A 15,000-nucleotide genomic window follows, 5' to 3' on the forward strand; every position below is an offset into this window, starting at 1 on the left:
CGATGAACCTCATGAAGCCGATATTAGCGTTGAGAGCGGATGGCGGCAAATGGGTCGCCAGCGGTCATTGCGCCTAGTCAGGCAACGACGCGAGTCAATGCACGCTTGCGCGTCAATCCAGCTCAACGATCGTCCAATGGCCGCTTACGACCCAATTGCCGAAATTGCGAGCTTCTGCAATCAATGCCGCTCGACGGGAGGGGGAAGCGTGATCGACCAACAGTTAAGCCGCGCAATGGCAATGGCCGTCAGCGAGCTTGAACGCGACGGTGAGATTGTAGTCACTTCGCCAAGTATCGAGCCACTAGCTGACCGATTGGCCGAAGCAGCGCTAAACGTAGTCCCGAGCACGAGTTTGTCATTCGGCGAGCTTGTCGGTGTGCGAAGCTTGATACTCCACGCCATAGCGAACAAGCAGTTCTTCGATTGGGAGATGCCGACGTTGACCGGCTTCACTGCCGCCGAATTTAAGCGCATTGCCGAGAAGCTGCCTCGCGACTGATCGGAACGTCCGCTTCCCACCCGACATCGGACGTTCACCCAGGCCGGCGTGCGTTGCTGCCCGGGAATGTCTGCAGTTGGGTGGTTAGCTGCCGATCATGCCGAAATGCCAGCAGACGCAAGCTGTCGGTTCGGCGACCATTCCATGGGCCGCTTGGAGGCGTCAAACCACGTCATGCCGTCGGCGATCCACTCTTCGCGATATTGCTTAAATGTGACCGATGATCCGGTTCCGGGTTCGTCATCATTACCGAACTCAAACCCGCAGCAAGCGCACACCTCATAGGAGGGATCGCCAAAATATTGGCTGTATGGAGGTTGCAAACCGTCGGGCACAGGAAGTTGCCTAAGCAAGGCGTATGGAGGCCCGTCCAATTCAGCGTAGCCGCACGCTGGGCAGGGTGCGTAACGGATTGGTGACTGGGACACTCATAGGGCAATCTTGCCCACGTTCATTGGCGCTCGCAACGTCCGCAATGGGGTCGCTAGCGGTCATTGCGCCTAATCAGGCAGCGACGCGAGTCAATGCACGCTTGCGCGTCAATCCAGCTCCCGCAACCAAATTCAAAAGCCCGCTTGTCGCAAGACCAGCGGGCTTTTTGCTGTTGCCCGAAGATCTGCGTAATCTAGCAGGGACGGCCGAGCTTAACGCCAACCTCGCCCCAAGCGGCGATTGGTACTTCGAACCTGTTCTGCACGGGGTCGAAGTCGAACGTCGAATAGGCGATCGAGGGGATGGCTATGGTATTGCCCCGTCGTGGGTCACTCGGAGGTAGGCCGGGGAGGTAAAAGGCCGGGCTAATTTCGACCGACCTACGCCGAAACTCGTGCCATCCGCCGATACGAAACGTCTTCACCTGCCCGTGCGACAGAACATAGCCTTGCTTGTCCACGATTTTGAATAAGGGCGTCCCATCGTCGAACCGGTAGCATCCGTCCGGCACGTTTGCTGGCAGCACGCCGCAGCCGGCGGTGCAAAACGTCAGCGCCAGGATGATGGCCAAGCGCTTCAACTTCATAGCCCGAGCCCTCTGATCCAAGATTGGCATCGTCAGGCGATGTCCGCAACCGGATCGAGCGCCGGTGGGTCGTGTCGGCGCGCGAAGCGAGCGCTTCTGGACGCCCCTTTTACACCGGATGCGCCGCAATCTCTTCGGCGGCCGACGGCTTCATCGCCGCACGCTTCCTGATCCATTCGCGCGCCGGCTCCTCGTAGAACAGGAACAAGGCGACCGATCCGGCGATCAGGATCGGATATTGCAATGCGACCATCATCTTCGACGACCCGAACAGCGCCAGCACCGCGAAGTGCACGGGCTGATGCATCAAGTACAAAGAATAGCTGGCTGCACCCAACAGCACGAGCCAATGGGCATTCAAGGAGCGGGCGAAACGGGACTGTTGGTCGCCGGCAATCGCCATGATCAACAGCGCCGACAGGGCGGTCGCGGAGGCGGCGATGCGCGGCGTCGTGATGGCAGCCAAACCTGCGATCAACAGCAAGGCGATCGACCAGGCGGGGATGCGCAACTTGTAACCCCTGAGGTGCAGTTCGGCGGCGAACACGCCGATCAGGAATTCGGGCAAGCGGAGCAAGGGTATCGGGGTCCACTTCATCCAGGCGAACAAAGCGTACTGATTGTCGATCAGCGCCGAACTGCCGGTGACCGCGGCGAAGGCGAGGAGGGCGGCTATCAGCCCCAGTAGGACTCCATTCCTCAGCTTTTCCGCCAGACGCGAAAGGAACGGGAAGCAGAGATAGAAGAAGAATTCGACCGACAAGGTCCAGGTCGGCATGTTCCAGTCGTTCCAGCCCAGCGCGCCATTGGGGATCCACCAATGCAGCAACAGGAATTGCGGGACATCGGCCCAGCCCTTGAGCGTCGCGAAGGGCAGCATCGCCAGCACGGCGAGCAGATAGACGGGATAGAGCCGGGCGAAGCGGGCGATCCCGAACCGCGCGACCTGTTTCGACGTCGCGATCCTGCCGCGATACGTCAGGTGCAGGATGAAGCCCGACAGCACGAAGAAAAAGGTCACGCCAAGATAACCGTTCAGCAACAACGTCTTGACCGGCGTGGGGATGTGGGGATTGGCGGCGGCGAACGCCGCGCCCGAATGATAGAGCACCACCGCGAATGCGGCGAAGAAGCGGATGCTGGTAAGCGGTCCGATCAGATCGGCACCGCCTGCGCGGTTCGACACGTTGCCCCTCCCTGAATTCCGCGAGGGCATCGCGCGCGTCGCGGTCAATGGCAAGCGATATGGCGCGGCCGTCTCGCCCAGAGCATCGCGCCGAAAGGTCTTCCGCGACAAACGATACGACGGCAAACAGCTATCACCCTACGCGGCGCGGCCCTTCCGGACAGCCGATCGTGCACCACCGATGAGGCGCGAGCCGACCAGTTCCTCCATGCTCGAATAGCCCAGGCCGAGATGGTCCGGGCGCACCGCCATCGCCGCCATCAGCCCGATCGTACCGGCCTTGAGTCCGGCACGCACCACGCGGCCCCAGCGTAGCGCCGATTCCCAGCGGATCATCCTGAGGCTGTCCGCGTCGACCTCACGCGTGGCGATGAAATGCGCCTGCAGCGCGCCGATCGTACGGCCCAGCCGCTCGAACGTCGAACGGTCATAGACGGGGACCGCGCGCATCAGATGCTCGATGATGAGCTTGGCCCCGACCTCAGCATCGTCGAAACCTTCGGCGGCATAGCTTTCCGCCAGCACCCGCATCGCGTTGGTGCTCATCGTCTCGGCATAAAGCTGCGAGGCCCCGCCGCCGTGCTTGCGATATAGCAGCAGTGGATCGTCGATCCGGGCGATCCCTCCCTGGCGCGCCATCCTGTGATAGAGATCGAAATCCTCGGCGTAGAGATAATCGGGCCGGGTGAATTCGCCGTCGGGCGAAACGCGGTCGCGGCGCAGCATAACGGTCGACCAGACCAAGGGATTCTCGATCCACAACAGCCATTCGACCAGCCGCGGCGTCGTCACCGGCGATTTGATGCTCGAGGTGACCGCGCCGTCCTCGAGGATCGCCGCGGTCGCCGCGACCAGGGCGATGTCGGGGTGCGCGTCGAGATAGGCGACCTGTCGTTCGAACCGGTTCGGCAGGCAGATATCGTCCTGGTCGAGGCCGGCGATATAGCGCCCGCGCGCCTCCGCGAAGGCGCGATTGCGACTGCGCACCGGGCCGACATTCCGCTCAGCCGCGATCACGCGAAGCCGTGGGTCGTCGCAGGCGCGCAACAGGTCGAGCGTCCCGTCGGTCGAGCAATCGTCGACCACGATCACTTCGAAATCGGCGAAGCTCTGCGCCCATAGGCTGTCGAGCGTCTCGCCGATCAGCGTCGCGCCGTTATAGGCGGCCATCACCACGCTGACCGTGGGATTGGCGTGAGGGCCGCTCATGCCACGGCCCTTTGCCGCTCACCCAGCACCTGATCGACGATCATCTGGCCGACATCGTTCTGCCATTGCCACAGGCCATTGGCCTGACCGCGGAAGCTCGCCTCGCCGCCCATCCGGCCCCAGGGCACGAAACCGGCCGCGAGCCCGATGCCGAACGCTCCCGGTATCGGTCGATCGTGGGCGTCCAGTATGCGGCAATGGCGATCGACCATCGGCCGTCCGGCGTAAGCCGCGAGCGAAACCGGCCTTCCGTCAGCTTCGAGCAAGGACAAGGCGCGCGGGCGATAGCCCAAAGCGGCGATCACCAGATCGGCAGTCTCCACGATTGCCCGCGCCTCGACATCGCCGTCCGCGATCCGATGGGCCGCCACGCGAGGATCCGGCACGCGGCCGTCGACCTGCAGCATGCGCAGCACGAGTTCGCGCGCCTCCAGCCGAAAGCCGCCGAGGCGATAGACGAAGCCCGATACCGGGCAGATGTCGTCGGGGCCGAAATCGGTGAAATTGTCTGCCCGCGCCGCGGCCTCGCTATGGTAAAATGGGCGCAGCGGCCGGCGATGGAGCAGAGTGACGCCGCCCGCGCCGAACGCGATGCCGGGACGGCTGCGCAACAGCAACGCGACGCTGGCGAGCGCGCTGGTCGACCCGCCGATAACTGCCACTTTCGGATTGCGTTTGCTGCGCAGCAAATCGGCGGCGCGATCGAGTCCACCCAACGCAAGCAATTCGTCAGACAGGAGCAGCCGACCGTCGGCGAGGCGATGCAACGGCGCGCCCGCGACCTCGCGTGCCACCAGATCGTCCAGCGGTTGGTGTCCACCGGTCGCGATCACGATGCTGTGCGATCGGCGCTCGCTCTCGCTGCCATCAGCCAGCCGCCGCAGCCGCGTCACCCAGCCGCCTTGCGGCGAACGCCGCGCTTCGATCACTTCGTGCCCGGTCGCGACATTGCCGCCATTGGCCGCGACGATCGCGCCGAGCCGGTCACCGGTCACGCGCAGCAGCGGACCGGCGTCGCTCAACGGGACCCCAAGTGCGTCGGCGAAGCGGGCGACTTGCCGCGCCGCGGGATGATCGATCAGCGCGGCGATCTCCGGATGCGGATTGTCCCTGACCGCCGACAAGAAGGTGTCCGCGGTCGAATCCGACGAAATCGCATAGTGTCCGAGCCGCCCACCACCGAGCGTATCGTCGCGTTCGACGACGGTCAGCCCCGCGCGGGCGAGCGCAACGAGGCGATCCTGTTTCGACGCGGCGGTGAGGAGGGCGGTCCCGGCCGGGCCGCCACCGACGATCAGCATCGCGTCCAAATTTGCAGCGGGCGCGCTCGCGGGGATGCCTTGCGCGCGGATCGCCGCATTGGCGCGCGCCGCGATATGGCGCGCATCGGCCGCGGTCATGCGATCGGAAATGGGAAGCGAGACGATGCGATCGGCGACACGATCGGCGACCGGGGTCGGCCCGACAATGGCGTGATCGCGGATCCACGGCTGCTGCCCGAGATGCGGGCTGAAATACGTGCCGCAGCCAATGCCGTCGGCGGCCAGCGCGGCGACGAAGCGGTCGCGATCGATCCGGTTGGGGAGTAACGCGGGCATGAACTGGAAAGCGCGGCGCGCGCCCTCGACTGCCTGCAACGTCACGCCGTCGAGGGTCTGACGATAGCTTGCCTCGATCTCCGCGCGGCGGCCGGCCACCTCCTCCAGCTGCGCCAGCTTCAGCCGCGCCATCGCCGCGACCAATTCGGACATCTTGGCGTTCATCCCTGGCAGGACCGCCGAGCGGCTACCGGCGAAACCGAAATTGGCCATCGCGCGCAGGTCGTCGATCAGCGCCCGATCGCCGCAATGGATCAACCCGCCCTCGGCGACCGCAAAGGTCTTGGTGGCGTGAAGCGAATAGACGATCGGGAACGGGGCGCCCGCGCCGAACCCCTGGCCGTCGGCATCGATCGTGCCGAGTGACGCGGCGGCATCGACGACCACGCCGACCTGGTGCCGCCGCATGATCCAGGCATAACGGTCGAGGTCGATCGCATTGCCGAACGTCGCATAGGGCACGACGACCGCGATCTGGCCGGCATATTTCTGGAGCAGTCGCTCCTCAGCGGCGGCGCACATCGACCAATCGGCGGGATCGATATCGGCGAGCAGCGGGGTCAGGCCGCACCATTCGGCAGCCTGCGCGGTGGCGGCGAAGGTGAAGGCCGGCATCATGGCGAGCTTGCCTGTGCCGCGCTCGCGCCCCACTGTTTGGCGGATCGCCAGTATCAGTCCCAGGGTCGCATTGGCAACGCCGAGGCAGGCGCCCTGACCGCCGAACAAGCGATCGGTCGCCTCCGCCTCGAACGCGCGCAGCTCCGGCCCGTTGTTCGAATAAATGCCCGATCGCTCGACGCGGGTCAGCACGTCGAGATGCTCGCTGAGACGCGGCGGATTGGGCTCGACCAGCGGATAGCGGATTTTGACCATGGCCGTCCGGTTTAGCGGCGGGGGCCTAAAAACAGGTTACGCTTGGCGGCGCATCGTGACGGGGTTAGCGTGCTCCAACGAACCCCAGGGAGACGGTGGTATGGCGGTCGAATTCCTCCTCAACGGCAAACACATGTCGTTCGACGGCGATCCCGACACGCCGTTGCTCTGGGTAATCCGCGATCATGCCGGGCTGACCGGTACCAAATATGGCTGCGGGATCGCGCAATGCGGCGCCTGCACGGTCCATCTCGACGGCAAGAACCGGCGCTCCTGCGTCACCCCGATCGATACGGTCGCGGGCAAGTCGGTGACGACGATCGAAGGCGTTTCGGGACCGATCGCCGAGGCAGTGCAAAAGGCCTGGGTCGCGATCGACGTGCCGCAATGCGGCTTCTGCCAGTCGGGCCAGGTGATGAGCGCAATCGGTCTGCTGGCGCAAAAGCCAAAGCCGACAGACGCCGATATCGACGCGGGAATGGCCGGGAACATCTGCCGTTGCGCAACCTATGTCCGCATCCGCCAAGCGATCAAGGACGCGGCCAACGCGAAGGTGTCGGCATGACCGCGCTCGCGACCGACCGCCGCCAGTTCCTCGCCGGCTCCGGCTTGGTACTCGGCCTGGTGCTGCCGATGCGCGGTGCCAAGGCGATGGCGCCTGCCGACCCCACTTTCGCACCCAACGCCTTCGTCCGGGTGCTGCCCGACAACACGGTCAGCGTGGTGATCAAGCATGTCGAATTCGGCCAGGGGCCGGCGACCGGGCTGACCACGATCGTCGCTGATGAGATGGATGCCGATTGGGCGCAGATGCGGATCGAGTTCGCGCCGGCCAACGACCCGCTCTACAAGAACCTCGCTTTCGGCACGATGGGCACCGGCGGCTCGACCGCGATGGCCAATAGCTGGATGCAGATGCGCAACGCCGGCGCCGCGGCGCGCGCGATGCTGGTCGCCGCTGCCGCCAAGACCTGGGGCGTGCCGGCGAGCGAGATCAAGGTCGCCAAGGGCGTGGTCACCCATGGCGCGAAGAAAGCCAGCTTCGGCGATCTGGCGGCGGCCGCCGCTACGATGCCGGTGCCCGACAAGCCGGTGCTCAAGACTCCCGAGCAATGGACCCTGATCGGCACCGACGTTCCCAAGATAGACAGCCTGATCAAGTCGACCGGCGCGGCGCAGTTCACGATGGATATCAAGCGCCCCAACATGGTCGTTTCGGTCATCCAGCATCCGCCGGCCTTTGGCGGCAAGGTGAAATCGGTCGACGACAAGGCCGCGCTGGCGGTGCCCGGCGTGGTGGCGGTGAAGCCCATCCCGCAGGGTGTCGTGGTCTATGGCAAGGACACATATGCGGCGATGAAGGGCCGCGCCGCGCTCCAGGTCGACTGGGATCTCGCCCAGGCCGAGACGCGATCGAGCGAGGCGATGCTGCGCGACTATCTGGCGCAAGCGAGCAACCCCGGCACGCAATGCGAGGCCAATGGCGACGCTGCCAAGGCGCTGGCCGGCGCGGCCAAGACGATCGAGGCGACCTACATCTTCCCGTTCCTGGCGCACGCGCCGATGGAGCCGATGGATGCGGTGATCGAGCCCAAGGCGGGTGGTGCCGATTTCTGGTGCGGCAGCCAGTTTCAGGTCGGCGACACCGCCGCGGTGGCGGGTGTGCTGGGGGTACCGTTCACCGGCATGACTCTCCACGAACAATATGCCGGCGGCAGTTTCGGCCGCCGCGCGACTCCCGACATGGGCCACGCCGTCGAATCCGCCCAGTCGGTCAAGGCGCTAGGGGGCACCCAGGCGGTCAAGCATATTTGGACCCGCGAGAACGACATTACCGGCGGCCGTTACCGCCCATTGATGGTCCACAAGGTGCGCGGCGGGATCGATGCCAAGGGCGCGATCGTCGCGCTCGACACGATCACCACTGGCCAGTCGTTCATGATCGGCACGCCGTTCTTCGATGCCAAGGAGCCGTTCGACGACGCGATGGTCGAGGGGCTGACCAAGTCCGCTTACGGTTTTCCCAATCTCAGGGTCGGCGTGAACGTGATGAAGAACGGCGTGCCTACCTTGTGGTGGCGCTCGGTCGGCAACACCCACACCGCCTATGTGATGGAGACGTTCCTCGATCGCCTGATCGAGCTGGGCAAGCAGGATCCCATCCAGGCGCGACTGGCGCTGATGAAGGAAGAGCGCGCCAAGGCGGTGCTCAAGCGCGTCGCCGAGCTGGCCGGTGGGCTGACCGCCAGATCGGGCCGCGCCCGCGGCGTCGCCTTCCACAAGAGCTTCGGATCTTATGTCGCGCAGATCGCCGAAGTGTCGGCTGGCGCGGACGGCGTGCCCAAGGTGCACAAGATCTGGGCGGCGATCGATTGCGGCGTGCCGATCAACCCCAACGTCATGCGGGCGCAGGTCGAAGGCGGGATCGGCTACGGCCTGGGTCACGCACTCTATGCCGAGATCACGCTGGGCGAGGGGGGAATGGTCCAGCAGTCGAATTTCGACACCTATCGATCCCTGCGGATCGGCGAGATGCCCGATGTCGAGGTCGCGATCATCAAGTCGACCGCCGACCCGACCGGGATCGGCGAGCCCGGCTTGCCGCCCGCGGCACCCGCTGTCGCCAATGCCTGGCGCCGGCTGACCGGCAAGGTGGTCGAACGGTTGCCGTTCGCGCATCCCTCCAATCTCGCCGCATCGGGAGGCAAGGCATGACCATGATCTCGCTCCCCCGCTTCGGCGTCCTCGCGCTGATCGCGTCGGTGATCGTCCTGCCGCTGTCGATCGCGCGCGGCGGCGAGGCGTCAGGGCTGAAGCCGGCCAGCGCGTTCGCCGGCATCGCGGACCGCAATGCGCGCTCGACGGCGATCTTCACCGAAATGGGCAAGGTTCTGATGTCGCCGCGCTGCCTCAATTGCCATCCGCGCACCGACAGCCCGACCCAGGGCGACGCGATGCTGCTCCACGTGCCGCCGGTGACGCGCGGTCCCGACGGCTTCGGTGCGGCGGGGATGGAATGCGCGACCTGTCACGGCCCGCGCAACGCCCCGTTCGGGAATGGCGGCGGATCGGTGCCGGGCAACCCCAAATGGCATCTCGCGCCGCGCAGCATGGCCTGGCAGGGGCTGACGCTCGGCCAGATCTGCGCGGTGATCAAGGATCGGACCAAGAATGGCGGGCTCAGCCTCGATCAGCTGATCGATCATAATGGCAAGGATGAGTTGGTCGGCTGGGGGTGGAACCCAGGACCGGGCCGGATCCCCGCGCCTGGGACGCAGGCGGAGTTCGGCGCGCTTACAAAGGCTTGGGTCGAAACCGGCGCGGCCTGCCCGAAATGAGCTATTCCCCTCCCGCTTGCGGGAGGGGTTAGGGGAGGGGGCGTCGATAACGTCCTGCCGTCGGCGATTTGGGACACGCCTTCCCCCGCCCCCCACCGCAAGCGGGAGTGGAGGAGAAGATGCTGCACCTCAGCCCGCAGCAAAATGCTCGCTTGACCTGGCCGGCAACCAGACTCAGGATGCCGCCATGACAAGCACCGATCCGGCCGCGTTCTTTCGCGAGCTGTTGGGCGAATGGGAGAAGATGGCCAACAAGGTCGGCGGCGACTTCGCCCGCTCCGACGAGTTCACCCGTGCGATGCACGGCGCCACCGCTGCGACGATGAGCACGCAGGAAGCGATCAGCGCGATGATGACCCGCGCGCTCGCCGCCGCCAACATGCCGAGCCGTACCGAGATCGAGGATTTGTCGGGCCGCCTGGGACGGATCGAGGATCAACTCGCGCGGATTGAAGCCGCGTTGGGTGGCAAGCCCGACCGACCCGCGCGGCCTAAGCCGAGCCGAACGCGGAAGCCGCCGGAGAAGAAGGGCTGAGTGTGTTGCCCGCCCGTATTCCTGCGAACGCAGGAATCCAGGGTCACAGGCGAACCGCTTGCGGCTCTCGGCTCCCGCTGGCGCACGAGCACGACTGAGTGGCGACCGCCGCCTTCGACGTCCTGGACGGCGCCGCGCGCGAGTTCGAACGCGCGATGCAGCGCAATCTCAAGGGCCTCGAATATTTCCAGACCAGCGGCCCGACGCTTGGTGCCACGCCCAAGGACGTGCTGATCGAGCGCGGGACGATGCGGCTCTATCATTATCACCCGCGCACCGACGACGTGTACCGGGTGCCGCTGTTGCTCGTCATGGCGACGACCAACCGCGGCTATATCTTCGACATGGTGCCGGGGCAGAGCTTGGTCGAATATCTGCTCGACGCCGGGTTCGACGTGTTCATGCTCGACTGGGACGCGCCGCGCGCCGACGAGCGCAACCTCAGCCTCGAAAGCTATGTGCTCGATTTCCTCCCTGCCGCGGTCGCGCGGGTGAAGCAGGAGAGCGGAGAGGACGATGTCACCGTCGTCGCCTATTGTTTCGGCGGCGTGCTGTCGCTGCTGTGGGCAGCACTCCATCCCGACGACGGGCTGGCCAACCTCGTCACCTTCACCACGCCGGTCGATTTCTCCAGGATGGAAATGTTCCAGAGCTGGGCCGATCGCCGCTTCTTCGACGTCGATCGGCTGGTCGATACATTCGGCAATTGCCCCGGCGATTATCTCTACACCGCGTTCGACATGCTGCGCCCCGGCCAGCGCGCGGCGGGCAACATCCGGCTTTACGACAATCTGTGGAACGACGATTTCGTGAAGTCCTATCGCATGTTCGATCGCTGGTCGGCCGACATCTTGCCGCTTGCGGGCGAATATTTCCGCCAGACGACGAAGAAACTGATGTGGGGTAACGAGCTGATCGAGGGTACGCTCGAGGTCGGTGGACGCCGCGTCGATCTCGGCAACATCACTGTGCCGTTCCTCCACGTCGCCGCCGAGCACGACCATATCGTCCCGACCGCCGCGTCCGCGCCGTTGGTCGGAATGGTCGGATCGAAGGACAAGAACGAGATCGTGCTCAAGGGCGGGCATGTCAGCCTGGTCGCCGGCGGCAATGCGATCAAACGGCTATGGCCCAATCTGGTGGAGTGGCTGGGAGTGCGATCGATATGAGCCATGCCATCCGCCGCTTCCGGCCCCAGGATGCCGAGGCGATGATCGCCTTTGCGCGGAGCCTGCCCGAACACGATCTGCTGTTCCTCAGCCGCGACGTGCGCGAACCGCGCGTCGTCGCCGCCTGGCTCAAGGCGATCGAGGAAGGCGAGATCGACAGTTTGATCGCTGAGGATGGCGGGCAGATCGTGGCGACCGCCGCTCTGGTCCGCGATCCGCTGAGCTGGAGCGCACACGTCGGCGAGGTGCGCCTGCTGGTCGCGCCCGGCCGGCGCGGCGCTGGGCTGGGCAGCGACCTGCTCCAGGGTATTTTCATGATCGCGAAAGAGCGGGGGCTGAGCAAACTGGTCGCTCGGATGACGGTCGATCAGACCGGGTCGATCGCGCTCTTCGAAGGCGTGGGATTCCGCGCCGAGGCGATGCTCAAGGATCAGGTCCGCGGGACCGATGGTCGCAGCCACGATGTCGCGATCCTCAGTTACGACGCTGCAAGGGTGGCGGCGCTCCATGCCGCGACGGGGATCGAATGAGGGGGGCGGTGCGTAGTCACCGGATGAAAGACACCATGCAAAAAACCGATATCCAGACCAAAGCGCCCTCGGCGCTGCTCGCGCTAACCGAATTGCCCCGCGCGCTCGTCGAACTCGGCGCGCTGCCCTGGGCCGCCCCGCTGCTCGCTACCGCCCCGCGTGGCGATGGCCATCCGGTGCTGGTGCTGCCGGGGTTCGTTACCAGCGATCGGTCGACCACGATCCTTCGCGGCTTCCTTAATGGGCAGGGCTATGACGCGCATGCCTGGGAACTCGGACGTAACCTCGGGCCCAAGGCGATCGGGCATCAGGGCGAGAAACTGATCGCGCGCATCCTCGAAATTCATCAGGCGACTGGCAAGAAGGTCAGCCTGGTCGGCTGGAGCCTGGGCGGCGTGATGGCGCGCCTCGTCGCAAAGCGCATTCCGCACGCGGTGCGCCAGGTCATCACCCTGGGCTCGCCTTTCTCGGGCAGCCCCAAGGCGTCGAACGTTTGGCGCGCTTATGAGATGTTGACCGGACAAAGGGTCGACGACGACCACACCCGGTCGCAGCTGAACGAAGTGTCGTCACCGCCTCCGGTGCCCTCGACCGCCATCTATTCGCGCGGCGACGGCGTGGTGGCGTGGCAGAATTGCTGCGAAGACGTCGGACCCACCAGCGACAATATCGAGGTGTACGGCAGCCATTGCGGGCTGGGGATCAACGCCAGCGTGCTCTACGCGGTGGCGGACCGTCTGGCGCAGGCGGAAGATGACTGGCACCCGTTCGAACGCACTGGGCTCAGGGCGCTGGTGTACCCGTCCGTGGGGCATGCCTAACAGCAAGGCGAGGAGGAAAGCCCCTCCCCTTCAGGGGAGGGGCTAGATAACCGTTATTTCTTCGCTTCCCCCACGGCATCCCTTCCGAACCGCATGATCAGTTCCCCGATCTCGCGCGCATGCGCCAAGGCCCGGGCACCCTGTTGCTTGAGATACTCGCCCTGAATCTTCGCCACTTCCGCCGGGTTCTTCGCGCTCGCCGCCGCGCGCATCGCGGCGAAGGCCTGGTGCGTGTTCTCCTCGGCGTGCTCGATCATCTTCATGCTGATCGCCGAGCCCTGCTTGGCGATCTTTTCGCCTGACGCCTTCAGTTTCTCGCCCGATTTCTTGAGGTTGTCGCGCGCGCCCTCGACCCGGTCGGCGGCGGCCTTGGCGCTTCCCGCGACCTTGTCGGTGGCGTCCTTGGCGGCGTTCGCCGCGCGGTCGGTTGCCTTCTTGGTCGCCGCGGCGGCCTTGTCCGTCGCTTCCTTGGCGCGTTTTGCGCTTTTGTCGATCGCGTCCTTGACCTTCTTCGCCATCATTTCACTCCCTTGGCACGAGGTGTCCGCCTGGCGGCGGGTTTGGCAGTCGTCTTGGGCTTGGCCGCGCGCGGTTTCGCCGCGGCGCGGGGTTTGGGTGCGGGCTTGTTCTCATTGGCGGGCTTGGCGGCCGGTTGCGTGGCCGCTGCCTTCAGCGCCTCGAACGAGTCCCGCAGCGCCTGGGCGTAATTATCCGGATCTGGCAGCATGTCGCGATCGGCGGTGAACGATATCGCGATCGTGTCGCCGTACGAATAGACCGGGTTGATCAGGCCCATGCTGTCGAACACCGGGGCGGTGCCGTACATTGCCAGCATCTTGGCGCCGCAGAAATAGAGCGGCACGCGCGGCCCTGGAATGTTGGTAACGACGCAATTGAACGCCGGTGCGTGCATGTTGGCCGCGCCGACCCGGGTGTAGAGACGCGCCCCGAGCCCGGCGAGGCCCGAGGGGATCAGCTTGGAATAATCGGCCAGGGTCCGGGCTCCGACCGCATTGGTCATCGCCTTCGAATTGACCGCCTCGCCATGGACGAAGCGCAACCGCTCGAGCGGATCGGCGATCTGGGTCCCTAGGCCCACCACCATCGCCGAGACGAGATTACCCAGCGCCGCCTTCTCGCCTTCCTGTCGCACGGAGATCGGCGCCATCGCGGTCAGCGTTTCCTTGGGCAGTTCGCCCTTGTCGAGAAGATACGTGCGCAGCGCCCCGCCGACCACGGTGAGGATGACGTCGTTGACCGTCGCGCCGGGCACGACGTCCTTGACCGCGCGCACTTCGGCCAGCTTGAACGGGACCGCGTCCCACACGCGATGCGCGCTCACCTTGCCGTTGAACCGCGTTTTCGGCGCGGTCCGCGTATTCTTGAGGCTGACGTCGCCTTTGCCAGCCTGCACCGCCAGCTTGGCCATGCCCGGAAGCGAGCGGCCGATCGTCTCGGCGATCCGCATCGGCTGGAGCAGGTTGTTGAAATAGCTGCGGGTGAGCAGGTCGGCGACGCCCGGCATGTTCTCCGGCTGCCAGCTGTCGGGCTTGTCGGGCTCCGCCATCGAGGGATCGAGATCATGGACTGCGGCCGACATTTCGACACCCGACATGCCGTCGATTGCGGCGTGATGAACCTTGGAGACCAGCGCGAAGCAGCCGGGCGGCAGGCCCGGGATATTGTCGAGGCCTTCGACCACGGTGAATTCCCAGAGCGGCTTCGACAAATCGAGCGGCCGGGCATGGAGCCGCGCGACCTGGATGCAGAGCTGGCGCCAGTCGCCGGGCTTGGGCAGGGCGATGTGGCGGACATGGAATTCGAGATCGAATTCGGGATCCTCGATCCAATAGGGATGATCGACGTCGAACGGCACGCGGACCAGCCGCTGGCGGAAGCTGCGCGCGCCCGGCAACCGGCTGGCAATGAAGCGGAGGATGTCCTTGAAACGCACGAACCCGCCGGGCGCGGTCGACGGATCGTAAATGCCGACCGAACCGATATGCATCGGCGTGTGTGGAGTCTCGAGATAGACGAACGACGCATCCTGCGCGCTTAATTGCTGCATCAGGCTCTCTCCTCCCGCGCCCGGCTAAGGCCGGTTTTGGAGGAGCGTATCATGGCGAAGCACGGGGAGCGAATCGGCAAAATTCCCTCTCCCTTTGGGAGAGGGAGGGAGGCGCGAAGCGCCGGAAGGGTGAGGGTGGGGCGTAAATGGCGA

14 protein-coding genes are annotated in these 15,000 nt (G+C 65.2%); 8 read left to right on the plus strand and 6 right to left on the minus strand.

From position 1 onward, the window contains the following. Window positions 1-136 precede the first annotated feature (136 nt). Window positions 137-502, plus strand: coding sequence for a hypothetical protein (locus SPR01S_RS14570; protein ID WP_245662027.1), 366 nt, complete (start codon window positions 137-139; stop codon window positions 500-502). A 625-nt stretch (window positions 503-1,127) separates the two neighbouring features. Here the strand turns inward: SPR01S_RS14570 and SPR01S_RS14575 are convergent. The 4 genes from SPR01S_RS14575 to SPR01S_RS14590 all read right to left on the minus strand — a co-directional run bounded on the left by SPR01S_RS14575 (window position 1,128) and on the right by SPR01S_RS14590 (window position 6,386). After that, window positions 1,128-1,520, minus strand: a complete 393-nt coding sequence (locus SPR01S_RS14575; RefSeq protein ID WP_157082271.1) for a hypothetical protein — start codon at window positions 1,518-1,520, stop codon at window positions 1,128-1,130. A gap of 109 nt (window positions 1,521-1,629) precedes the next feature. Then, window positions 1,630-2,706, minus strand: coding sequence for an acyltransferase family protein (locus SPR01S_RS14580; RefSeq protein ID WP_169803439.1), 1,077 nt, complete (start codon window positions 2,704-2,706; stop codon window positions 1,630-1,632). 138 nt (window positions 2,707-2,844) lie between these two features. Beyond that, window positions 2,845-3,915: a glycosyltransferase family 2 protein gene (locus tag SPR01S_RS14585; RefSeq protein ID WP_066590576.1), complete on the minus strand. Its 1,071-nt coding sequence runs from the start codon at window positions 3,913-3,915 to the stop codon at window positions 2,845-2,847. Beyond that, window positions 3,912-6,386: a DegT/DnrJ/EryC1/StrS family aminotransferase gene (locus tag SPR01S_RS14590; RefSeq protein WP_066590578.1), complete on the minus strand. Its 2,475-nt coding sequence runs from the start codon at window positions 6,384-6,386 to the stop codon at window positions 3,912-3,914. Before SPR01S_RS14590 ends, SPR01S_RS14585 begins: the two co-directional genes overlap by 4 nt. Window positions 6,387-6,486: 100 nt before the next feature. Here SPR01S_RS14590 and SPR01S_RS14595 point away from each other — a divergent pair, with 100 nt between their 5' ends. The 7 genes from SPR01S_RS14595 to SPR01S_RS14625 all read left to right on the plus strand — a co-directional run bounded on the left by SPR01S_RS14595 (window position 6,487) and on the right by SPR01S_RS14625 (window position 12,779). Continuing rightward, window positions 6,487-6,951 carry a (2Fe-2S)-binding protein gene (locus SPR01S_RS14595; RefSeq protein ID WP_066590579.1) on the plus strand — a complete coding sequence of 155 codons (465 nt, stop codon included), beginning with the start codon at window positions 6,487-6,489 and terminating at the stop codon, window positions 6,949-6,951. Next, complete coding sequence (locus SPR01S_RS14600; RefSeq protein ID WP_066590581.1) at window positions 6,948-9,101, plus strand: xanthine dehydrogenase family protein molybdopterin-binding subunit; 2,154 nt, start codon at window positions 6,948-6,950, stop codon at window positions 9,099-9,101. Before SPR01S_RS14595 ends, SPR01S_RS14600 begins: the two co-directional genes overlap by 4 nt. Next, window positions 9,098-9,724 carry an Isoquinoline 1-oxidoreductase subunit gene (locus SPR01S_RS14605; protein ID WP_218016764.1) on the plus strand — a complete coding sequence of 209 codons (627 nt, stop codon included), beginning with the start codon at window positions 9,098-9,100 and terminating at the stop codon, window positions 9,722-9,724. Before SPR01S_RS14600 ends, SPR01S_RS14605 begins: the two co-directional genes overlap by 4 nt. A 187-nt stretch (window positions 9,725-9,911) precedes the next feature. Then, window positions 9,912-10,259 (plus strand): poly(R)-hydroxyalkanoic acid synthase subunit PhaE, encoded by a 348-nt coding sequence (locus SPR01S_RS21860; protein WP_066590584.1) that lies wholly within the window; start codon window positions 9,912-9,914, stop codon window positions 10,257-10,259. A 98-nt stretch (window positions 10,260-10,357) separates the two neighbouring features. Beyond that, entirely contained in the window at window positions 10,358-11,428 is a 1,071-nt protein-coding gene (locus SPR01S_RS14615; protein WP_066590586.1) for a PHA/PHB synthase family protein, read from the plus strand. Continuing rightward, on the plus strand, window positions 11,425-11,958 hold the full coding sequence (locus tag SPR01S_RS14620) for a GNAT family N-acetyltransferase (protein WP_066590588.1): 534 nt from the start codon (window positions 11,425-11,427) through the stop codon (window positions 11,956-11,958). Before SPR01S_RS14615 ends, SPR01S_RS14620 begins: the two co-directional genes overlap by 4 nt. A gap of 35 nt (window positions 11,959-11,993) precedes the next feature. Further along, window positions 11,994-12,779 (plus strand): esterase/lipase family protein, encoded by a 786-nt coding sequence (locus SPR01S_RS14625; RefSeq protein WP_066590599.1) that lies wholly within the window; start codon window positions 11,994-11,996, stop codon window positions 12,777-12,779. 53 nt (window positions 12,780-12,832) lie between these two features. Here the strand turns inward: SPR01S_RS14625 and SPR01S_RS14630 are convergent, their stop codons facing one another. Both SPR01S_RS14630 and SPR01S_RS14635 read right to left on the minus strand, forming a co-directional pair. Beyond that, window positions 12,833-13,297, minus strand: a complete 465-nt coding sequence (locus tag SPR01S_RS14630) for a phasin family protein (protein ID WP_084251206.1) — start codon at window positions 13,295-13,297, stop codon at window positions 12,833-12,835. Further along, entirely contained in the window at window positions 13,297-14,847 is a 1,551-nt protein-coding gene (locus tag SPR01S_RS14635) for a WS/DGAT/MGAT family O-acyltransferase (RefSeq protein WP_066590590.1), read from the minus strand. Before SPR01S_RS14635 ends, SPR01S_RS14630 begins: the two co-directional genes overlap by 1 nt. Between the last annotated feature and the right edge of the window lie 153 nt (window positions 14,848-15,000).

Source organism: Sphingomonas pruni NBRC 15498, assembly GCF_001598455.1.
GTDB classification, from domain to species: domain Bacteria; phylum Pseudomonadota; class Alphaproteobacteria; order Sphingomonadales; family Sphingomonadaceae; genus Sphingomonas; species Sphingomonas pruni.